At 58.5% G+C, this 21,633-nt stretch carries 22 protein-coding genes and 3 tRNA genes; 3 read left to right on the top strand and 22 right to left on the bottom strand.

Features of this window, described 5'->3' with window-relative positions:
• Nucleotides 1–516 precede the first annotated feature (516 nt).
• The 20 genes from L3J03_08565 to mqnB all read right to left on the bottom strand — a co-directional run bounded on the left by L3J03_08565 (nt 517) and on the right by mqnB (nt 17,719).
• On the bottom strand, nt 517–942 hold the full coding sequence (locus tag L3J03_08565; protein MCF6291028.1) for a type II toxin-antitoxin system HicB family antitoxin: 426 nt from the start codon (nt 940–942) through the stop codon (nt 517–519).
• A gap of 10 nt (nt 943–952) precedes the next feature.
• On the bottom strand, nt 953–1,168 hold the full coding sequence (locus tag L3J03_08560; GenBank protein MCF6291027.1) for a type II toxin-antitoxin system HicA family toxin: 216 nt from the start codon (nt 1,166–1,168) through the stop codon (nt 953–955).
• A 157-nt stretch (nt 1,169–1,325) separates the two neighbouring features.
• Nucleotides 1,326–1,402: transfer RNA gene (locus tag L3J03_08555), tRNA-Asp, on the bottom strand.
• 24 nt (nt 1,403–1,426) lie between these two features.
• Nucleotides 1,427–1,502: transfer RNA gene (locus L3J03_08550), tRNA-Val, on the bottom strand.
• A gap of 84 nt (nt 1,503–1,586) precedes the next feature.
• Complete coding sequence (gene lon, locus L3J03_08545; GenBank protein MCF6291026.1) at nt 1,587–3,995, bottom strand: endopeptidase La; 2,409 nt, start codon at nt 3,993–3,995, stop codon at nt 1,587–1,589.
• 18 nt (nt 3,996–4,013) lie between these two features.
• Nucleotides 4,014–5,285 (bottom strand): ATP-dependent Clp protease ATP-binding subunit ClpX, encoded by a 1,272-nt coding sequence (gene clpX, locus L3J03_08540; protein ID MCF6291025.1) that lies wholly within the window; start codon nt 5,283–5,285, stop codon nt 4,014–4,016.
• 2 nt (nt 5,286–5,287) lie between these two features.
• A complete protein-coding gene (gene clpP, locus L3J03_08535; GenBank protein ID MCF6291024.1) occupies nt 5,288–5,893 on the bottom strand; it encodes an ATP-dependent Clp endopeptidase proteolytic subunit ClpP in 606 nt (201 codons plus the stop codon).
• A complete protein-coding gene (tig, locus tag L3J03_08530; GenBank protein MCF6291023.1) occupies nt 5,890–7,233 on the bottom strand; it encodes a trigger factor in 1,344 nt (447 codons plus the stop codon). Before tig ends, clpP begins: the two co-directional genes overlap by 4 nt.
• A 90-nt stretch (nt 7,234–7,323) precedes the next feature.
• Nucleotides 7,324–7,409, bottom strand: a tRNA-Leu gene (locus tag L3J03_08525).
• A 36-nt stretch (nt 7,410–7,445) separates the two neighbouring features.
• Nucleotides 7,446–7,703, bottom strand: coding sequence for a hypothetical protein (locus tag L3J03_08520; protein ID MCF6291022.1), 258 nt, complete (start codon nt 7,701–7,703; stop codon nt 7,446–7,448).
• A 126-nt stretch (nt 7,704–7,829) separates the two neighbouring features.
• On the bottom strand, nt 7,830–8,333 hold the full coding sequence (coaD, locus tag L3J03_08515; protein ID MCF6291021.1) for a pantetheine-phosphate adenylyltransferase: 504 nt from the start codon (nt 8,331–8,333) through the stop codon (nt 7,830–7,832).
• A 38-nt stretch (nt 8,334–8,371) separates the two neighbouring features.
• On the bottom strand, nt 8,372–8,962 hold the full coding sequence (gene rsmD, locus L3J03_08510) for a 16S rRNA (guanine(966)-N(2))-methyltransferase RsmD (protein MCF6291020.1): 591 nt from the start codon (nt 8,960–8,962) through the stop codon (nt 8,372–8,374).
• Nucleotides 8,963–8,978: 16 nt separating this feature from the next.
• Entirely contained in the window at nt 8,979–10,019 is a 1,041-nt protein-coding gene (locus L3J03_08505; GenBank protein MCF6291019.1) for an aspartate-semialdehyde dehydrogenase, read from the bottom strand.
• Nucleotides 10,020–10,158: 139 nt separating this feature from the next.
• Nucleotides 10,159–11,217 (bottom strand): 3-isopropylmalate dehydrogenase, encoded by a 1,059-nt coding sequence (locus L3J03_08500; GenBank protein ID MCF6291018.1) that lies wholly within the window; start codon nt 11,215–11,217, stop codon nt 10,159–10,161.
• 96 nt (nt 11,218–11,313) lie between these two features.
• Nucleotides 11,314–12,858, bottom strand: a complete 1,545-nt coding sequence (locus tag L3J03_08495; GenBank protein MCF6291017.1) for a 2-isopropylmalate synthase — start codon at nt 12,856–12,858, stop codon at nt 11,314–11,316.
• A gap of 47 nt (nt 12,859–12,905) precedes the next feature.
• Complete coding sequence (locus L3J03_08490; protein MCF6291016.1) at nt 12,906–13,550, bottom strand: phosphatidylserine decarboxylase family protein; 645 nt, start codon at nt 13,548–13,550, stop codon at nt 12,906–12,908.
• Nucleotides 13,551–13,648: 98 nt separating this feature from the next.
• Nucleotides 13,649–14,131, bottom strand: a complete 483-nt coding sequence (gene ilvN / locus L3J03_08485; GenBank protein MCF6291015.1) for an acetolactate synthase small subunit — start codon at nt 14,129–14,131, stop codon at nt 13,649–13,651.
• Between the two features lie 94 nt (nt 14,132–14,225).
• Nucleotides 14,226–15,926, bottom strand: coding sequence for a biosynthetic-type acetolactate synthase large subunit (ilvB, locus tag L3J03_08480; protein ID MCF6291014.1), 1,701 nt, complete (start codon nt 15,924–15,926; stop codon nt 14,226–14,228).
• A 268-nt stretch (nt 15,927–16,194) separates the two neighbouring features.
• Nucleotides 16,195–17,040: a 1,4-dihydroxy-6-naphthoate synthase gene (locus L3J03_08475; GenBank protein MCF6291013.1), complete on the bottom strand. Its 846-nt coding sequence runs from the start codon at nt 17,038–17,040 to the stop codon at nt 16,195–16,197.
• A gap of 19 nt (nt 17,041–17,059) precedes the next feature.
• Nucleotides 17,060–17,719: a futalosine hydrolase gene (gene mqnB / locus L3J03_08470; GenBank protein MCF6291012.1), complete on the bottom strand. Its 660-nt coding sequence runs from the start codon at nt 17,717–17,719 to the stop codon at nt 17,060–17,062.
• Between the two features lie 247 nt (nt 17,720–17,966).
• On the opposite strand from mqnB, the gene queA reads away from it, so the two are divergent.
• Nucleotides 17,967–19,088 carry a tRNA preQ1(34) S-adenosylmethionine ribosyltransferase-isomerase QueA gene (gene queA, locus L3J03_08465; GenBank protein ID MCF6291011.1) on the top strand — a complete coding sequence of 374 codons (1,122 nt, stop codon included), beginning with the start codon at nt 17,967–17,969 and terminating at the stop codon, nt 19,086–19,088.
• A gap of 23 nt (nt 19,089–19,111) precedes the next feature.
• On the opposite strand, the gene L3J03_08460 is transcribed toward queA, so the two are convergent.
• Nucleotides 19,112–19,411 (bottom strand): zinc ribbon domain-containing protein, encoded by a 300-nt coding sequence (locus L3J03_08460; protein ID MCF6291010.1) that lies wholly within the window; start codon nt 19,409–19,411, stop codon nt 19,112–19,114.
• A gap of 44 nt (nt 19,412–19,455) precedes the next feature.
• Nucleotides 19,456–19,857, bottom strand: a complete 402-nt coding sequence (locus L3J03_08455; GenBank protein ID MCF6291009.1) for a hypothetical protein — start codon at nt 19,855–19,857, stop codon at nt 19,456–19,458.
• 56 nt (nt 19,858–19,913) lie between these two features.
• On the opposite strand from L3J03_08455, the gene L3J03_08450 reads away from it, so the two are divergent.
• Nucleotides 19,914–20,372 carry a MucR family transcriptional regulator gene (locus L3J03_08450; GenBank protein MCF6291008.1) on the top strand — a complete coding sequence of 153 codons (459 nt, stop codon included), beginning with the start codon at nt 19,914–19,916 and terminating at the stop codon, nt 20,370–20,372.
• Between the two features lie 213 nt (nt 20,373–20,585).
• Entirely contained in the window at nt 20,586–21,368 is a 783-nt protein-coding gene (murI, locus tag L3J03_08445; protein ID MCF6291007.1) for a glutamate racemase, read from the top strand.
• Nucleotides 21,369–21,633 lie beyond the last annotated feature (265 nt).

Below are 21,633 nucleotides of genomic sequence, written 5' to 3'. Positions count from 1 at the left end.
TTACGGTAAACTCATGCCCGTAAGCGTTCACCAGTGGCTTAGATTCGTTCATTCGGGACTGCGAAGCATACTGGTGCTATTCGAGCAGGCCAGAATGGGCGAAGATGAGGTGCTGGTGAACGCTTACAAAAATTAAATATTGCTAATGCTAAGGGCGTCACGCTGCTGGGGTTCGCAGGGTGACACTGAGATCCCCTATCCCCTTCGGTTGAAGATGTCATCAAAAGGCCAGATCGTTATTCCCGAAGAGATACGCAATCGGCTCAAACTGAAAACCGGCGCACAATTTGTTGTGTTGGGAGACAATGACGTTGTCGTCTTTGAAAAAAATTTCTCCACCGGCGATCGAAGAATTTGAGGAGTTGATTATGGAGGCCCGCAAAAAAGGAAGTAAGGCCGGGCTAAGGAAATCCGACATAAAGGCCGCCATCACTAAAGTTCGAGACAACAAATGAAGGTTGTCCTCGACAATTACTCATAAAACAAAACGCAGCATTTGCTTCTCTGCGCACACCGCTACCCCACACCAACCACCAATTTTCTTCCCAACATATTCAGGGCGTTTTCCAACTTCGGCAATCTGGTCTGGTAATGCGGGTCCAGCAGGCGGCGTCCCACCTTTTCCGTAACGCCTAGCTTAGCGGCAAGCATGGTTTTACTGTATCCCTTTTCCCGCGCTGCAATATATAAGGCCGCCTTGGCAGCCAGCAGAGCATGCGGCAAGACCTCAATCTCCCCTGTCTGGAGCTTGCTTGGAACCGGAAGATCCTCTCCGTTCTCGATACAAGAAGCAATCGCCTCCTCCAGGCAATCAGTAGCCGACTCCACAGCCTCGTCCAGAGTTTTGCCGTCAGTTGCGGCAAAGGGAAAATCCCGGAAGGTTACCAGAAAAAAACCTGCTTCATCCTGTTCAATCTTGGCCGGATATATAAAATTCATCATGATCGCCACCCTACCCTATATCATCCTTGGTCAAACCCAGGTTTTTAAGAATTGCCTTGAGCAAACCCGGGCCTATTTCCTTTTTAAGATCCTTGATAATGACCCTTTTATCACCGAAATACAAAGTGCCGTGGCTCCCTTTGCCACGATGTTTTATCAACTCAAGCTTCTCATTTCTTTCTTTAGCTATTTTTCTTAATTTCTTGAGAAGCTCGTTGCCGTTCATTAGCAAAACATCGGACATCTTTGTCCGAAAGTCAAGAAAAAACCACTTCGCTTTAACAGCAAACAGTAAAGCCTTTTCAGGTTTACGTGCTTGGGGGGGGAAGAAATGGCAAAAAAAAATGGGGTTACAGCAAATAGCTGCAACCCCTTGTCACTTCTGGCGGGGCCGACGAGACTCGAACTCGCGACCTCCGGCGTGACAGGCCGGCATTCTAACCAACTGAACTACGACCCCGCGAAAAATGGTTCTTGACGATCATGGTGGGCGGAACAGGGCTCGAACCTGTGACCCTCGGCTTGTAAGGCCGATGCTCTCCCAGCTGAGCTACCCGCCCGCAATCGTGAGCCGTTTTGTACCAATATACCCGCTGTTTCGTCAAGGAAAAAGAGTCTGGCGGCGGAACAAAACATCCCCCCGGTCAATGGGCCACGTTTTCGGTGCTCGCAATGATCTCCGGGCAGATCGAACCCAGGGGCACATCGACAAAAAGCTGCTGATCATCCTTGAGTACCAGCGCCTTTTCCAGCACCTGATCCATATGATCGACCAACTCCACAACCAGGCTGCTGCGCACCTTGGCTGGCACCTCTTTCAAGGTCCGTTCGTTCTCCTTGGGAATCAATACATGCTTGATATTACCCCTGCGGGCGGCGAGCAGCTTTTCGGTCAACCCGCCGATGGGCAGGACCCGGCCGCGCAGGGTGATCTCGCCGGTCATCGCCAGATCGCGCCGGACCGGGACCTGCAGCAGGGCCGACACCAGGGAGGCGGCAATGGTGATCCCGGCCGAGGGCCCGTCTTTGGGAATCGCCCCTTCAGGCACATGGAGATGGATATCGAGCTTCTGATAAAAATCAGGCAGCAGTCCCAGTCGCATGGCCCGGGAACGGACATAGCTCAGGGCGGCCTGGGCCGACTCCTGCATCACGTCGCCCAGTTTGCCGGTGATCATCAGCTTGCCCTTGCCCGGCAGCAGGGTGGTCTCGATCTGGAGCAGCTCGCCGCCGACCTCGGTCCAGGCCAGGCCGGTGGACAGGCCGATCTCGTCCTTGCTCTCGGCCAGGCCGAAGCGGTACCGGGGTATCCCCAGGTAGCCGGCAATGGACTTGGCCGAGACCCGGTATTTTTTATCAAGCGCGCCGGTCTTGAGCCGGTCCCGGGCCACCTTGCGGCAGATGGCCGCGATCTTGCGCTCCAGTTCGCGGACCCCGGCCTCGCGGCAGTAATGACGGATGATCTCCAGAATGGCGCCGTTGGAGAAATAAATCGCGTCCGGTTCAAAGCCGTTGATCTCCAACTGCTTGGGGGCCAGGAACCCCTGGGCGATCTGGAGCGAGTCCTCCTCGGTATAGCCGTCCAGCTTGATGATCTCCATCCGGTCCTGGAGCGGCACCGGAATGGCGTGGAGACTGTTGGCGGTGGTCACGAAAAAAATCGAGGAAAGATCGTAATCCACCTCCAGGTAATGGTCGTTAAAGGCGAAGTTCTGCTCCGGGTCCAGGACCTCCAGCAGGGCGGCCGAGGGGTCGCCCCGGAAATCCATGCTCATCTTGTCCACCTCGTCCAGGCAGAACAAGGGGTTGTTGACCTTGATCTTCTGCATCATCTGCAGGATCTTGCCGGGCAAGGCGCCGATATAGGTGCGCCGGTGGCCGCGGATCTCGGCCTCGTCGCGGACCCCGCCCAATGACAGGCGGACATACTCCCGTCCCATTGACCGGGCAATGGACTTGCACAGGGAGGTCTTGCCCACCCCGGGCGGGCCGACCAGACAGAGGATCGGACCGCGGATTTTTTTCACCTGGGTCTGCACGGCCAGATATTCCAGGATCCGCTCCTTGGGCTTCCGCAGCCCGTAATGGTCCTCGTTCAGGATCCGCTCCGCAGCCTGGATATCAATCTTGGCCTCGGTCTTCTCAAACCAGGGCAGGCTGAGGATGGTATCGATATAATTGCGCACCACCGTGGCCTCGGCCGAGACCGGCGGCATCAGTTTGAGCTTTTTGAACTCCTGATCAACCTTGGCCTGGGCCGCTTCGGGCAATTTCTTTTCCTTGATCGCCTTTTCCAGTTCGGCAAAAGCGGCGGTGGAGTCGTCGGCCCCGCCCATCTCCTGCTGGATCGCCCGCATCTGCTCGGAGAGGTAGTAATCCTTCTGCTGCTTCTCCATCTTCTGCTTGACCCGCTTACGGATGGTCTGTTCGAGATTGGCCACCTCGATCTCGCGGCGGAGGAACTCAAAGGTCAACTTCAGCCGCTCGGCCACGGAAAAGCTCTCCAGCAGGGTCTGTTTCTCCCTGGTCTGCAGGGGCAGGTGCGAGGCGGCCACGTCCACCAGGCGGGCCGGATCGCTGATCGCGGCCAGGGAGGCGCATACCTCCTTGGGCACCTTTCTGTTGATCTTCACATACTCCTCAAATGAGGCGATAATCTCCCGTACATAGGCAATCTGGGTGGAGTCGATCCGCTCGTTGGTCACCACCTCTTCCACCCTTACCATGAAGTGGTCCGGATGATCGATGAATTCAAGGATCCGGCCGCGGCGCTTGCCTTCGACCAGGGCCTTGATGGTCCCGTCCGGCAGGCGCAGCAGTTGCATGACCCGGGCCATGGTGCCGATCCGGTGCAGCCGGTCCGGTGACGGGTCTTCGTCGCCGGCATCCTTCTGGGTCACCAGAAAGATCTCGGTATTGCCCTCCATGGCCGTTTCCAGGGCCTTGATCGACTTCTTCCGGCCGACCACCAGCGGTGCCACCATGTTGGGGAAAATAACAATATCCCGCAGGGGCATGAGGGGATAATCCATGTTCAAAACTTCGTTGTCCATCAGTATCAAATACGCTGCTTAGGCGCTTTTCTTGGTTTCGGGGTTTTCATACAGGACCACCGGATAATCGCCGTTCAGGATCACCTGCTCGCTGATCACGCACTCCTTGGCACTGGGGTCCGAGGGCAGCTCGAACATCACGTCGAGCATCGCCTCCTCGATCACCGCCCGCAACCCCCTGGCCCCGGACTTGCGCTTCAAGGCCTCTTTGGCAATGGCGCGCATGGCCCCCTCGGTAAAGCGCAGCCGGATACCGTCCAGCTCGAACAAACGCTGGTACTGTTTGGTCAGCGCGTTCTTGGGTTCGCGCAGGATCTCGATCAGATCGGCCTCTTCCAGTTCGTCCATGGTGGCGACCACCGGCAACCGGCCCACCATCTCGGGGATCAGCCCGAACCGGAGCAGATCCTCGGGAAGGACCCCGGCCAGAATCTCGCCCAGGGTCTTCATGGGCTTGCTCACCACCTTGGCGCCGAACCCCATGGATTTGGTGCCCTTGCGCTTCTTGACCTCGCGCTCCAGGCCGACAAAGGCGCCGCCGCAGATAAAAAGGATATCGCTGGTATCGATCTTGACCAGCTCCTGCTGGGGATGCTTGCGGCCGCCCTTGGGAGGTACGCTGGCCACGGTGCCCTCGATGATCTTGAGCAGGGCCTGCTGCACCCCCTCGCCGGACACGTCACGGGTGATCGAGGGGCTGTCCGACTTGCGGGCGATCTTGTCGATTTCATCAATGTAGATGATGCCCCGCATTGCCCGCTGAACATCGTAATCCGCATCCTGGAGCAGGCTGACCAGGATATTTTCCACATCCTCGCCCACATAACCGGCCTCGGTCAGGGTGGTGGCGTCGGCAATGGCAAAGGGCACGTTTAATATCTTGGCCAGGGTCTGGGCCATCAGGGTCTTGCCGCTGCCGGTCGGGCCGATCAGGAGAATATTGCTCTTCTGCAGCTCCACTGTTTCCCGCTCACCCCGGCTCCGGGCGTCGATCCGCTTGTAATGGTTATGCACCGCCACCGCAAGAATCCGCTTGGCCCGGTGCTGACCGACCACATAGTCGTCAAGATGCTGCTTGATATCCATCGGCTTGAAATCCGCGGTGGCCGGGAGCTTGTTGTCCGCGGGCTTGGCGCCGCCGGCCTCAAGCACGATCTCATTGCAGAGTTCAATGCATTCGTCACAGATATAGACCGACGGGCCGGCGATCAGCTTGGTCACCTCATCCTGGTTCTTGCCGCAGAAGGAGCAGAAACAGGTGGCCTCGGGGTCGGTTTCCTTATCAGACATGATTATGATTCCTCCTCAACGATATCGGGCCGCTGGACCAGGACCTTGTCGACGATGCCGTATTCCTTTGCCTCGTCGGCGCTCATGAAATAGTCGCGTTCAGTATCTTTTCTGATCTTACGAATGTTCTGCCCGGTATGGTTGGCAAGGATCCGGTTCAGGTCCGCCCGCATCCGGAGAATCTCCCGGGCATGGATATCGATATCCGTGGCCTGGCCCTGGAACCCGCCCATGGGCTGATGGATCAGGATCCGGGAGTTGGGCAGTGCATAGCGTTTGCCCTTGGTGCCAGCGGCCAGTAACAGGGAGCCCATGCTGGCCGCCTGGCCCATGCACAGGGTGGCGATATCGCACTTGACATACTTCATGGTGTCGTAAACGGCCATCCCCGCGGTCACCGCCCCGCCCGGCGAGTTGATATAAAAGGTGATATCCTTGTCCGGGTCGTCGGCCTCGAGAAAGAGAATCTGGGCCACGATCAGGCTGGCGGTCACATCGTCCACCGCCTGGCTCAGAAAGATAATCCGCTCCTTTAACAGCCGGGAGTAGATGTCCCACGAACGCTCACCGCGCGGGCTCTGCTCCACCACCATCGGGATCAAATTCATGCCTCGTCCCCCGCAGCTGCCGGCTCCGGGGCCTGCTCCGCTTCTGCTTCCGCGGCCGGGACTCTATTATACTTCGCCTGATCCAGCAGAAATTTAAGAATTTTTTCGTTAAGCATCTCGTTCATAAAGGGCAGGATGTCATCCCTGCTCTTAAAGTATCCCTTCACCTCGTTGATTGTCATATTATACTGGGCCGCGATCCGTTCAAACCCCTGGTTGAGGTCCTCGTCAGCCACCTTGATCTCCTCTACCTCGGCGATCTTCTTGAGGATGAAGTCGCCCCGGACCCGCTTTTCCGCGGCTTCCCGGTAGCGCTCGCCCATCTCCTCCCGGTTGATCCCAACGGCCTCAAAGCTCATCCCGCCCCGCTCCAGGTGGCTCTCGGTCTGCTTGAGATGGTCCTCGATTTCATAACGCACCAGCCGCTCCGGCACGGCGAACTCATGGGATTCAAGCAGCTTGAGCATCAACCGGTCGGCCAGGTCGCCCTGCTGGGCATCCTCCTTGGCCTGAAGCTTCTTGGCGCGAATCTCGGCCTTCAGTTCATCCAGGGTGGTAAACTCCTTGCCCACATCCTTGGCAAACTCGTCGTCCAACTCGGCCAGCACCCGCTCCTTGATTTCGTTGACCAGCACCTTGAACTCCACGGTCTTGCCGGCCAGCACCGGGTTGGGGGTGCCGGCGTCAAAGGAGACCTCAAAGGTTTTCTCCTCGCCCGTCTTCATTCCGACCAACTGGTTTTCAAACTCCTCACCGTTGCGGCCCGAACCGACATCCACCGAGACATTGTCGCCATTTACCTGGGGAATGGCCTGTCCATTGTCAAAACCCTGAAAATCAACGACCACCAGATCATGCAACCGCACTCCCCGCTCATCAACGTTCCTGAGCGGCGCCATTTCCTTGCGCATCCGCTCCAGCTCCTTTTCCACCTCACTGTCGTCCACCACAACCTCTGGCTTCTCGATCTCAAGCCCCTTGTACTGCTTCAGTTCAAAATCGGGCCGGACATCAATGTCCGCCTGGTAGACAAAGCTGCCGTCGGCAGTAAATTCATGGCCGGTGATGTCGGGATGGGTCACCGGGTCGAGTTTTTCCTGCTCCACCGCATCAAAATAGGTGGCCTGGACCAGTTTCTCACCCACCTCGGCCCGGACCCGCTCGCCATATGCCTTTTCCAGGATGGCGCGGGGCGCCTTGCCCCGCCGGAAGCCCTTCATGGACACCTCTGATTTCAGCTTGCGGTAGGCGGTGTCAAGCTCCTTGGCAACATCCTCCACGGGCAGCACGATCCGCAACCGCCTGGTTAAGGGATTTACCTCTTCAACTGTAACGTTCATTGATCTCTTTCCTTAAGGATAAACTGTTTAACAAAAAAACGGGGCCATGACGACACCGCTTCGATTTCTTCCACTGTTACTCTCCGGCACTGGTGCGAGAGGGGGGACTTGAACCCCCATCCACCAGGTGGGCTGGAACCTAAATCCAGTGCGTATACCAATTTCGCCACTCTCGCTTAACAGTAAAGTAATAATCAACTTTACCCCTTCAGTCAAGGCGGGCACCGGCCCAAACCCTGAAAAAACCGGGCTTCATCCCCTTGCCGGGCCGGGAAAATCCCTGGATTCCGTGATGGTCGAACGAGCCGCGCCTCTCCCCGTCGCCACCGCAGCCAAAGCAGGATCTTGCCTGGTTGGTAAGCGTTCACCAGCACCTCATCTTCGCCCATTCTGGCCTGCTCGAATAGCACCAGTATGCTTCGCAGTCCCAAATGAACGAATCTAAGCCACTGGTAAACGCTTACGGGCATGAGTTTACCGTAAATCCGTACCCCCGGTGAACGGTTACCCTGGTTGGAAGGTCTCCGGCAGGGAGCAAAAAAACTCCTTGTTTTTTGTTGAACAGGGGAGGGGACCGAGGACAAAGATGCGGCGACTCAGGCCGGCTTGGCAAATCTGGCCTGAAGCATGACCCGGACATGCTCTGGAACCAGGCCGCTGATATCGCCGCCGTGCCGGGCCGCGTCCTTGATAATGCTTGAGCTGATGAAGATCCAGCGAAAGCCGGTCATCAGAAACACGGTCTCCACCTCCCGTTCCAACCGCCGGTTCATCAGGGCGAGCTGGAACTCATACTCGAAATCGGAAACCGCCCGCAGCCCCCGGACAATGGCGGCAGCCCCTTTTTCATGTGCATATTTGACCAGGAGCCCGTACACGGCCTCCACCTCAATCCGTTCTTCATCTTCCGAAAAACAGTCCTGGATCATCTGCAGCCGTTCGTCCAGGGGGAAAAGCGGCTTCTTGTCCGGATGAATGGCCACGGCCACGATCACCCGGTCAAAGATCTCCAGGGCGCGGTGGATGATGTCCAGATGACCCTCGGTGATCGGGTCAAAGGTCCCGGGATAGACAGCGATTCTTTTCTTTCCTTGAGGCATGGTATCTTCCTTGTTTCCGGGGTATCAGGGGTCAGGGGTCAGAGGTCAGAGGTCATCCGGTATATCCAGAACCCGGTATCCCCGTAGCGCCGTTGGTCGAGCAGGGCAAGTCCCGTGATCTGGTCAGGCAGTGTCTCGCCGGAGGCATCCTCGGCCACCACCAGCCCTGCCGGGGCGACCAGGTGATCGGCGGCCAGTTGCCCCAGGGCCGTTTCAGCCAGCCCCCTGGAATAAGGCGGGTCAATAAAAACAAGATCAAAACCATCCACCGGGGCCTGTGGGCACACTGAGGAAAACCCCTTGATCAAATCAGCGCGGATGATCCGCGTCCGGTCGGAAAAGCGGCACAGCTCAATATTGCAAGCGATCAGGGCCAAGGCCTCCCGGTCCTGGTCGACAAACAGGGCAAAGCCGGCCCCGCGGCTCAGGGCCTCCAGTCCCAGGGCCCCGGTGCCGGCGAACAGGTCCAGAACCGTGGCATCGATGACCCGGGAACCGATGATATTGAAAATCGCCTCCCGGGCCCGGTCCGAGGTAGGGCGAATTCGCGGTTTCCCCTGGGGCCGCCCCTGGTGCCGGGCCGGGGTCTTCAACCGCCGTCCCTTGGCTATCCCACTGATGATCCGCAATAAAACTCAACCTCTCTTAAGCGCGACAGACCTGGAGATACTCCTTGATCAAGACCTCGGCAATCTGCACGGTGTTCAGGGCCGCGCCTTTAAGAATATTGTCAGAGACCACCCAGAGGTTTATTCCATTGGCAATGGATTCGTCCTCGCGAATCCGGCCGACCAGGGTCTCGAACCTGCCGGCGCAGTCAACGGCCAGCGGGTATTGCAACCGGGCCGGGTCGTCGACCAGCTTGACTCCCGGGGCCGATGCCAGCAGCTCCTTGACCTCGGCCGCGGTAATTTTCTCGCTGGTCTCGATATTGACCGACTCGGAATGGCCGTAGAATACCGGCACCCGCACCGTGGTCGCGGTGATCCCGATCGTATTGTCTTCGAAGATCTTCCTGGTCTCGTTGACCATCTTCATCTCTTCCCTGGTATAACCGTTGTCCAGGAAGGAGTCGATATGGGGCAGGCAGTTAAAGGCGATCTGATAGGGATAGACCGAACTGGTCAGCGGCCGGCCCGCTGCATAGTCCTGCACCTGGGCCTTGAGCTCATCGATGGCCTTGGCGCCGGTGCCGGACACCGCCTGGTAGGTGGAGACCACGATCCGCTTGATCCCGACCTTGTCGTAGATCGGCTTCAAGGCCACCAGCATCTGGATGGTGGAGCAGTTGGGATTGGCAATGATCCCCCGGCCGACATACCGGGCAATGGCATGGGGATTGACCTCGGGCACCACCAGGGGAATCTCCGGGTCCATCCGATAGGCGCTGGAGTTGTCCACCACCACTGCTCCGGCCGCGGCCGCGGCCGGGGCAAACTCCAGCGAGCGCGAGGCGCCGGCCGAAAACAGGGCCACATCAATATCATTAAATGCGTCCCTGGTCAACTCCTGGACCGCGATCTCCTGGCCGCGGAAGCTGAGCTTTTTGCCCACTGACCGGTGCGAGGCCAGCAACCGCAACTCCTTGACCGGAAAATCCCGCCGTTCCAACACCTCGAGCATGGCCCCGCCCACCGCCCCGGTGGCCCCGGCCACTGCAACATTAAACTGTCTTTCCTGACTCATTGATCCTTCACATACGGAATTACGCTAAACCACCCGGTGTCGGCAACCGATCACCGGATGAAAAAACCGATTTTCAATTCAAAAAACATTTTTTGTTAGTAAGCGGTACAGGTGGTGCCTGCAGCCTGTAGCCGCTTACTTATACCGCGCCGGCGACCAGGTCGCCGACCTCGCTGGTGGTGTACCCCATCCTGCCGGCGGAAAGGCTCTTCACCTTCTCGGCAACCACCCAGCGGATCGCGTTTTCAATAGCCTCGGCCGCCTCGGCCTCGCCCAGGTAATCGAGCATCATCTGGCCCGCGCCGATGGCGGCCAGCGGATTGATCACATTCCGGCCGGTATATTTGGGGGCCGAACCGCCAATGGGCTCGAACATGCTCACCCCGCCGGGATTGATGTTGCCGCCCGCGGCAATCCCCATCCCGCCCTGGATCATCGCCCCGAGATCGGTGATGATGTCACCGAACATGTTATCAGTGACGATCACGTCGAACCATTCCGGGTTCTTGACCATCCACATGCAGGTGGCATCGACATGGGCGTAGTCGACCTCAATGTCCGGATACTCCCGGGCCACCTCGTAGAAGACCCGTTCCCAGAGATCAAAGGCAAAGGTCAGCACATTGGTCTTGCCGCACAGGGTCACCTTTTTCCGCTTGTTGCGCTTGCGGGCATACTCAAAGGCAAACCTTATGCAGCGCTCCACCCCCTTGCGGGTGTTGATCGACTCCTGCACCGCCACCTCGTCCAGGGTGCCCTTTTTAAGCACCCCGCCGGCACCGGCATACAACCCCTCGGTATTCTCGCGGACCACCACGAAATCGATATCCGCCGGTCCCTTGTCCTTCAAGGGGGTGTCAACATTGGGATAGAGAATCACCGGCCGCAGGTTCACATACTGGTCCAGGGCAAAGCGCAGGGCAAGGAGGATCCCTTTTTCCAGGATTCCGGGCTTGACATCCGGGTGGCCGATGGCGCCCAGGAAGATGGCGTCATATTTGGCCAGTTCCTCGGCCGCGTTATCGGGCAGCACCTCGCCGGTGCGGAGATAGCGGTCGCCGCCGTAATCAAAATCGGTAAAGGCCAGGTTGAAATCATATTTGCGGGCCGCTGCCTCCAGGACCTTGATCCCTTCGGCAACCACCTCCGGCCCGGTGCCGTCCCCCCCCATCACCGCGATATTATATGTCTTTGCCATTACTCTCCCCTTGGACTTATTTTTTTCAGACCATTCCGTCCACCGTGTTTGGTGCTTGGTCCACTGCCCACTGTCCACTGGTTTTTCTGTCCTCTGTCATCCGTCTTCCGACTTTCGTCCCCTGGCAATCTCCTCCCTGAGATAGACCACCCGGTTCAGACCGTTCAGATAGGCCTTGGCCGCGGCAGTGATGATATCCGGGTCCGCGCCCTGGCCGATCACCACCTTGCCCTGATCCTCGATCCGGACCATCACCTCGCCCTGGGCATCGGTGCCGCCGGTGATCGAACTCACCGCAAAATAGAGCAGCTTGCTGCTGGTCCGGGTCAAGGCGGCTATGGCCCTGAAGGTGGCGTCGATGGGTCCGACCCCCAGGGAGGCGCCTTCAACCTCCCTGCCGTCAACCACCATCTTTACCGCCGCGGCGGGCAGGGTCTTGCTGCCGCTCATCACCCCCAGGGAGATCAGTTCATATGCCTCGGGAATCCGCAGGATCTCATCCATGATGATCGCCTCCAGGTCCTCGTCAAACATCTCCTTCTTGACATCGGCCAACTGCTTGAACCGGACAAAGAGGCGATTCAACTCCTCATCGTTCAGGCTGTAGCCCATGGTCTCGACCCGGTCCTTGACCGCGTGCCGGCCGGAATGCTTGCCCAGCACCAGATTGCCCCTGGTGAGCCCGATATCGCAGGGGTCCATGATCTCGTAGGTGGTCCGCTCCTTAAGCATCCCGTCCTGATGAATCCCGGACTCATGGGCAAAGGCGTTGCTGCCGACAATCGCCTTGTTGGGCTGCACCGGAATTCCGGTGATGGTGGTCACCAGCCGGCTGCTGGCGTGGATATGTTCGGTTACCACCTCGGTATGCACATCCAGCCGGTCCGCCCGGGTGCGGATCGCCATCACCAACTCCTCCATGGCGGTGTTCCCGGCCCGTTCGCCCAGGCCGTTGATGGTGCACTCCACCTGCCGGGCGCCGTTGTTGATCGCGGCCAGGGAGTTGGCCACTGCCAGGCCGAGGTCGTTATGGCAGTGCACGCTCAAGACCACCTTGTCGATCCCCGGCGTGTTGTCGATAAGATAACGGACCTGGGCGCCGAACTCGTCGGGCAATGCGTAGCCGGTGGTGTCCGGGTAGTTCAGGGTGGTGGCCCCGGCCTTGATCACCTCGGCAAAGACCCGGCAGACAAAGTCCAGGTCGCTGCGCGAGGCGTCCTCGGCCGAGAACTCCACGTTGGGAGTATAGCGGCAGGCATATTTTACCGATTCCGCCGCCAGTTCCAGGACCTGGTCCCGGCTCTTTTTCAGCTTATGCTTGAGATGGATGTCCGAGGTGGCGAGAAAGGTATGGATCCGGGGATTTTCACCATTCCTGAGGGCCTGCCAGGCGACATCGATATCCTTGCGGTTGGCCCGGGCCAGCCCGGCGATCTGGGCGCCGCGGATATTATCGGCAATATTCTTGACGCACTCGAAATCACCGACCGAGGCAACAGGGAACCCGGCCTCGATCACGTCGACATTGAGCTTCACCAGCTGCTGGGCCAGGCGGAACTTTTCCTGCAGGTTCATGCTGGCGCCCGGCGACTGTTCACCGTCGCGCAGGGTGGTATCAAAGATAAAAATTTTGTCGGACATCTCGGTTCACTCCTCCGGGGTTGCCTCTTCCCCTTGCCGGTACAACTTCAGACAAAATAGCCGAGTACTGTTTCCCCGGCCCGCACCTTATCACCGATGGTGACCTCCAGTTGTATCTGCTGGGGCAGGTAGATATCCACCCGGGAGCCGAAACGGATCAGGCCGAACCGCTGGCCCCGGGCCAGGTTGTCCCCCTTTTCCGCCCAACAGACGATCCGGCGGGCAATGAGTCCGGCGACCTGCACCACGGCCAGTTTTTTATTATTGGCAGTGGTCAGGATCACGCCGCAGTTCTCGTTCTCCAGCGCGCCCTGCTCGGTATTGGCGGCCAGAAAGATCCCCGGGGTGTACCGGACCTCGATTACCCGGCCGTCACAGACCATCCTGTTCACATGGACGTTGAACACGTTCATGAAAATGCTGAGTTTATAAACGTGATCCTTGACAAACCTCTCATCAAAGATCTTCTCGATCAGGATAACCTTGCCGTCGGCCGGCGCCACCAGCGCATCGTCCGCATCCGGGCCCACCCTTTCCGGGTCACGGAAGAAGTAGATAACAAAACCGGTCAGGCCCAGCCCGGTGGCGGCCAGGAGATCATGGCCCAGGAGGGCGACAACCAGGGTGATCAGGGCCGCAAAGGCGATAAACGGATATCCTTCCCGGGCAACTGGTATCTGCGGCTGTATCATAAGAGAATCATCGCGCCGGGCGGATGGTCGGCAAGAAACCGTGCCGGGCCTGGTCGTTAACGGTTAAAAAAAGGAGGAAGGGCGACTCGGGCCGCGGATCAGTTCTTTCTGGCCCGGGCCATGGCAATGGTGCCGGTGCGAACAACTTCCTGGATGCCGATGGGTTTAAGGATATCCAGCACCGCCTGGATCTTGCTCGCCGGTCCGGTGATCTCCACCGCATAGCTCTTGGGGCTCACATCCACCACCTTGCCCCGGAAGATGTCGATCACCCGCAGGACCTCGGCCCGGGTATTGGACTCGGCCTTGACCCGGATAATCACCATCTCCCGCTCGACAAAATCGGTCTCGCTGATATCCACCACCTTGATCACGTCAATCAGCTTGTGCAGCTGCTTGGTGATCTGCTCGACAATACTGTTGTCCCCCTCGGTAACCAGGGTCAGGCAGGAGATGGACGGCTCAAGCGTTGCCGCCACGCAAAGGCTCTCGATATTGAAACCCCGGCCGCTGAACAGACCGGTGACCCGGGAGAGGACCCCGGGCTTGTTTTCCAGTAATACGGAGATTGTATGTTTCATCTGGCAATCCTTATCCTTGAAAAGTTCTTCTTTGTATATCGAAATTCTTATTTAGCCGTCTTGATAATTGTTACGAGTTCATCAAGATTCCCGCTTACACCAACAGCATATCGGTGGTGGCCTTGCCGGCGGGCACCATGGGATAGACACCCTCCTCCGGGGAAACAACGAAATCCATCATCACCACGTTGTCAATGGCCAGGGCCTCCTTGATCACCGGTTCAACCTCGCTCTTCTTGGTGGCCCGGAGCCCCACGGCCCCGTAGGCCTGGGCCAGGATGACGAAATCCGGGGTCCCCTCCAGGGTGGTGTGGGAGTACCGCTTGTCATAGAACAGCTCCTGCCACTGGCGGACCATGCCCAGGTAGCCGTTGTTGAGGATGGCGATCTTGACCGGGCATTTGTAGTTCCGGGCCGTGGCCAGTTCCTGGATATTCATCTGGATCGAACCGTCGCCGGCAATGTCGATAACCGTCCGGTCACGGGCCGCCATCTGGGCGCCGATGGCCGCGGGAAAGCCGTAGCCCATCACCCCCAGACCGCCGGAGGTCATAAAGGCCCGCGGCTTATTGAAATGATAGAACTGGGCCGCCCACATCTGGTTCTGACCCACCTCGGTGGTGATAATCGCATCACCGCCGGTCAATTCGTCCAGTTTCTGAATCACGTACTGGGGTTTGATGATATCGCCCTCATCCACATAACCCAGGGGATGCTTGGCCTTCCACTCCCTGATCCGGTCGAGCCAGGGCTCATGCTTGACGCACTCGGCCTCCCGGTCAAAATCAGTATGGCGGTCAAACCAGCGATTCATCGCGGTCAGGGCATGGTTGCAGTCGGCAACCATGGGGATATCAACGCTGACGTTCTTGCTGATCGAAGTGGGGTCGATATCAATATGGATGATCCTGGCATGGGGCGCAAAGGCATCGATCCGACCGGTAACCCGGTCATCGAACCGGGCGCCCACCGCGATCAGCAGATCGCACTCGCCCACCGCCATGTTGGCATAGTAGGTGCCGTGCATGCCGAGCATGCCCATGGAGAGCCGGTCAGTGCCCGGGAAAGCGCCCAACCCCATCAGGGTCATGGTTACCGGGATATTCAGCTTGAAGGCCAGCTCGGTCAGGGCCTCGTTGGCATTGGAGGCGATCACCCCGCCGCCGGCATAGATAACCGGCCGTTTGGCCTTGAGGATCGCCTTGCAGGCCTTTTCGACCTGGCCGGGATGCGGCTCGTAGGTCGGCCGATAGGTCTGCATCTTGATCGGCTTGGGTTTGGGAAAATTGATCCTGGCCGCGGCCACGTCCTTGGGCACATCGATGAGCACCGGCCCGGGCCGGCCGGTCCGGGCGATATAAAAGGCCTCCCGGATGGTGGGCACCAACTCATTGGGATCCTTGACCAGATAGTTATGCTTGGTGCACGGCCTGGTGATCCCGACGATATCCACCTCCTGAAAGGCGTCGTTGCCGATCAGCGCGGTGGGTACCTGGCCGGTGAAGACCACCAGCGGGATTGAATCCATGTAGGCCGAGGCGATCCCGGTCACCGTGTTGGTGGCCCCGGGGCCGGAGGTGACCAGGGCCACCCCGACTTCGCCCTTGACCCGGCCGTAGGCATCGGCGGCATGGACCGCGGCCTGCTCGTGCCGCACCAGCACATGCTCAATGGACTCGGACTTCATCAATTCATCGTAAATATCGATCACCGCACCGCCGGGAAACCCGAAAATCACCTCAACTCCTTGTTCCTCAAGGCATTTTATTATTGCCTGAGCGCCTGTCACTTTCATCCTTTCTTCCTTCCTCAGCTGTTGGCCCGGCAACCCTTTCCCGGGACAGGTTGACCCTCGCAAAATCTGCCGCGGAAATTCATCCGCTCTTCCATACGGGACGGGCTTTGCCGCCCTGTTTGCCCATTATCAAAAGAAACACGAATATATAGTACGTTCCTGGAACTTGTCAACCCCTGTTTACCGGTCGCGCAAAAAGGTTTCACCAAAGGTTACGGGAAGCATAACCCCTTGAAACTACGTCACCGAATACACCCTGTTCACGGTTTTACGAGTTGATCGACAAAGGTGTTCGGGACAACGGCAGCCCGCCTATCTCCCGGCCCTGGTTCAAAAAGAACTCCACCGCGGCCAACCCCTCGTCCCCCAGGTCCTCGGAAAAACGGTTGACGTACAGGTTGATGTGGTCGCGGACCACCCGCTCCTCCATCTCCCGGGCATGTTGCCGGATATATCCCATACAGGCATCGGGATGGACCCCGGCCCAGCACACGCTTTTACGGATCGCCGCCTCGATCCGGCCGAGCAGCTCCGGCCCCAGGGAGCGGCGGGCAACAATCCCGCCCAAGGGGATGGGCCGGCCGGAGAACTCCTCCCACCATGAGCCCAGGTCCCGGACCAGGGAAAGCCCGTATCGGGGATAGGTAAAACGACTCTCATGGATAATCACCCCGGCGTTGACCCGGCCGGCAACAATAGCGGGCATGATCCGGTCAAAGGGCATTGCCACGGTGTGGTCACACCCCGGGGCAAACAGCTTGAGCAGCAGGGCCGCGGTGGTATACCGGCCCGGGATCGCCACCCTGACCCGGCTGAGTTCGGATCGATCCATGGCGTGACTGGCCACCAGCAGCGGCCCGCAGCCGCGACCCAGGGCCGCGCCGGAACGGAGCAGAACATACTCGTCCAGCACATGGGCCAGGGCGTGAAAGGAGAGCTTGGTGATATCAAGGCGGCCGGCAAGGGCCCAGGAGTTCAAGGTTTCCACGTCCGCCAGGACCGGGGTTGCCGGCCGCCAGCCATCCAGCGGCACCCGGCCGTGGGTCAGGGCGTAGAAGATATGGGTATCATTGGGACAGGGCGAATAGCCGATGGTCAATTGTTTTTCAATCATGGTTCGCGGTTCTTCGTTCCTAAGACCCGGCCAGCAAGGCGGTGACCAGTTCGGCGGTGACCCGGCCGCCCATGGCGCCGGCCCCGGCCAGTTGCCATCGGCTCCGGTCGCGGTCCTCCACCAGGTTGCTGATCCAGCGCAGCTCAAGGCATTCCAGGCCGAACTCCTCACAGACCCGGGCCACGGCCGCGCCTTCCATGTTCTCGCAGATGGCGCCAAACCGGTCCCGGAGATAATTGCCCCGCTGTTCGCTGCCGCTGACGCAGGCCACGGTGATGAACCGTCCCTTTTTACAGGCAATGCCCAGGCCGGCAAGCAGGGACTCGGCCCGGGCCAGCAGCGGGGTGTCAAGATCGAATTCATGCCTGATCCGGAGATCCGGGCCGTTCAGATCAACAATCCCGTTGTTCTGGCAGATGCCAACCTCGGCCAGCACTTCCGCGCTGGCCAGGCAGATATCAAGAGGGGCAGGCCCGCTGTCCAGGTAGGCGCCGGCCGCCCCGCAGTTGATCACCGCCTGGTATTGACCAGAATGCCCGGCCAGGTGGCGGGTCAGGTTAAGGGCCGTCTCCACCGGGCCTATCCCGCTGACCAGAAACTCCACTCCAGTCATTGCCGGATCGAGCCCGGCCCGCACCGGCGCAAGCTCCATTTCCGTAGCCGCTATTATCAGATACATTATCCTCCCCGCATGCCGGCAGCCAAAAAGAACAGCAACCATATCGTGACAAGCCCCAAGGTAGGGCATTTTAGCACGAACGGCAATTAAAAGCTCAGGACCACGGTTCACGGAATGATTTTATCTGAGCCAGGCGGAAGACGACATCTACTTCATGGGTTCAGGAGGAACAATTACCCTTGAAGTTGTGCGCCCTTCAGGTGTATCGTCTCGACCGGAAAGACAGAGGACGGAAAAACAGTGGACGATGGATAGTGGGCGGAACATGGTATCGGATTTTGACATCAAGGCGTATGCCTACGAACTTCCCCAGGAGAATATCGCCCAGGCCCCGGCCCCTGACCGGGACGCCTCCCGGCTGCTGGTCCTGGACCGGACCACCGGCAAGACCGGTCATCGCCGGTTTCCGGACATCCTCGAATATCTCGCCCCGGGCGATCTCCTGGTGGTCAATGACACCCGGGTCTTCCCGGCCCGGCTCATCGGCAGGAAGGAGACCGGCGGCCGGGTGGAGTTGTTCCTGCTGGAGTATCCACGCCCGCTATCGGAACCAGGCCGGCTGGCCGGCTGGGGCAGCGAAACACCCCCCTGGTCCCAAGCCGCGGCCATGGGGCTTATCAAAAGCTCCAAACGGCCCAAACCAGGGGCCAGGCTCCTCTTTGGCAGGGACCTGGAGGGCACGGTGGTCTCATTTCTTGCCAGCGGCAAGGCCGAGATCCGCCTGCGCTTTCAGGGCGAGCTGTCGGAGCTGCTCGCCAGCCATGGCCGGGTGCCGCTGCCGCCATACATCGATCGGAAGTGCGGGGATGAATCATGGGACCGGGAACGGTACCAGACCCTGTTCGCCACCCGGACCGGGGCGGTGGCCGCCCCCACCGCCGGGCTCCACTTTTCCGATCCGCTCCTGGCGGCGATCAGGGCAAAAGGGGTGGGGCTGGCCTCAATCACCCTCCATGTGGGCTACGGTACCTTTGCTCCGGTCCGGGTCCAAGATATCAGGGACCATCGGATCCACCGGGAATATGTGAGCGTATCAGAGGAAACAGCGGCAAGGATCAACGCCGCCAAGGCGGCGGGCGGACGGATCTGGGCAGTGGGCACCACCACGGTCCGGGCCCTGGAATCAGCGGTTGCGGAAGACGGCACGGTCAGGGAACTGTCAGGCTGGTGCGGACTCTATATCTATCCGGGCTATCGCTTCCGGGTGATCGACAACCTGATCACCAACTTCCATCTGCCGGGGTCGTCCCTGCTGTTTCTGGTCTCGGCCCTGGTCGGCCGGGAACGCCTGCTGCACAGTTACCAGGAGGCGACTGACCGCAACTATCGCTTCTATAGTTACGGTGATGCCATGGCAGTCATCGCTTGATCGGAACGGTGAAAGAATAAAAATCAGGACGAGGCCGGGCAGCCGCCGGCCGCCTTGGCGCAGGAACCGGGGCAGTCGGAGGCTCCGGCTTTAGCGCTGTCGCCGGAACCGGAGCCGGAAGAAGCGGCGGCGCAACCCGGACCGCCGTTACTGTAACCGTCGGCATACCAACCGCCGCCCTTCAAATGAAAGGCACTGCGGGAGACCAGTTTCCTCATCTTGCCGGAACAGGAGGGACATACTGAAAGCGGTTCTTCCGAAATTCCCTGTATCACTTCAACTGTCTTGTTACAAGACGCGCATTCATACTCGTAAATGGGCATTGTCGACCAACTCCTTCTCTTGTTTCACTCCGATCACCGGAACTTTATATGAAAATCGCCACAACGGTCAACTGCTCACGGGTCGTGTAACTCCGTGATATCATTACCCCCTGACCGGGAGGCAATGTGTCCGACACTGTAATACCACTTTTATCTTCTGTCAACGCGCGGCGGATATTTTTTAAATCCTCTCCCGCCCGCCGGCAACCACGGCGGACAACGTATCGCAACCCATCATCTCTACCCAGAATTACTTTGACATAATCACTTGAAGGGCCTGGTTTTCCGGATGCATCAAAAAAATATTGTATCAATAAAAAAAACAACAGGGAACCATTCATGCCAAACCGGCCGGATCCACCTTTCGGCAAGGAATATCTTGCAATATTTTGTTCATATGCAATAATGGGCCTCATTCGTTGTGGCGGTTTGTCTTCAACCGGCATCCTTGCCCTGAAACACTGTCACCATCAATCATCATTTTTTAGGGAAGGAGGTTCCCATGACAAAAAGTTTAGTGGAAATGGCAGCAGGCATAATTCAGTCCCAGTGCGGGACCAATAACATGACCTCCGAAGAAATAGCTGCATCCTTGCAAAGCACGTTTAAGGCCCTGCTTACATTACAGGCGGAAGAGGTCCAGAGCGGAACTGATGGCGAATCCGAGGCCAAGCCGGCAGTAAACATCAGCCCGGCCAGATCGATCCAGAAGAACAAGATAATCTGTCTGGAATGCGGCCAGGAATTCAAGATGCTGTCCCCGAAACATCTGAAGTCGCATGAGCTGACCGGCCGGGAGTATCGAATCAAGCACGGTTTTTCCATTCGCCAGCCCCTGTGCGCCAGGTCCCTTTCCGAACGTCGGAAAAAGGCCGGCAAGGAACGGGGCCTGCCGGAAAACCTGAAAAAGGTCATTGCCCGGCGCGGTAAAAAAGGCAAGACCACCAGGAAAAAGAAGTAGCCATAAGAAAATTGATTGACGGCCGCCTGCCCACCAGCATATTCTGGGCTGGCGGACGGGAGTCCCAGGATTCCGGAACAAGGGGTCATGTCCTGAGATCATTTTCCGATAACCTGATAGTCAAGGCCGGCGCCGGAACATAACCTCCCGCGCCGGCTTTATTCTTTTCAAGGGACACCTTGTTATGTTCCATAACCTGCTCTTCAGGCTTTCATGATCGGCATTTTCGATTCCGGGGTCGGCGGCATGACCGTGGCCCGGGCCGTGGAAAATATCCTTCCCCATTACCGGCTGGTCTATTTCGGTGACCTGGCCAGGACCCCCTACGGCCCGAAAAGTCCGGAAACGATCGTCAACTACTCGATCCAGAACACCGACTTTCTCCTGGCCCACGGCGCCAAGCTGATCATTGTCGCCTGCAACTCCGCCGCCAGCGTGGCCGCGGCCACCCTGCGCCGCCAATATACCCAGCCTCTCTTCGAGGTAATCGCCCCGGCGGTCACCAAGGCGGTCACCACCACCAGGTCGGGCAGAATCGGGGTCATCGGCACCACGGCCACCGTGAGAAGCGGAATCTATCAGCAGGAGATCGAACGCCGCGCACCCGGTTATATTGTCCATTCCCAGGCCTGCCCGCTGCTGGTCCCCCTGGTTGAGGAGGGCTGGCTGGACAAACGCGAGACCAAGATGATCGTGCGCCGTTATCTGGCGCCGCTTCGGCAGAAACAGGTGGACACCCTGGTGCTCGGCTGCACCCACTATCCGCTGCTCAAGGAGTTGATCCGGAGGAAGGCCGGCGGCAACAGGGTAACCCTGGTCGATTCCTCCATTGAGGTGGCCCGGACGGTCAGGGACTTTCTCGAGGCCCACCCGGAAATCGACGCAACCCTGAGCCGGGACGGGGAAAACCGCTACTTTGTCTCTGATATCACCCCGGCGGCCCATGCAATCGCTGAAAATATTTTCAGCCGGCCGATCAATTTGATCAAGGTATAGATTTTATATGAAAGTCGTTGCGGGTGAAGCCCGGTGTCCGGGGAGATTTTCATTGTTGGTTGTGGACGCGGCCATAAAGTCTGGTCCCGCCATGCTGGTCTGTCGATCTGATAAAAAACACGAGACGTAAGGTTTCGATAAACCCCGTACGTTTGAGGTTGGACCGGGAAAGGGGTTTTCTTATACCGAACGGTGTAGCGGACCCTGAGCCGCAGCCGTGACGGCAAAAACGGAATTTGAAACAACTTCGGCAGGATATGCTTAT

It is taken from the genome of Desulfobacterales bacterium, assembly GCA_021647905.1.
GTDB lineage: Bacteria > Desulfobacterota > Desulfobulbia > Desulfobulbales > BM004 > JAKITW01.
The sequence above is the reverse complement of the archived record's forward strand: the minus strand, read 5'-3'. Positions and strand labels throughout refer to the sequence as shown.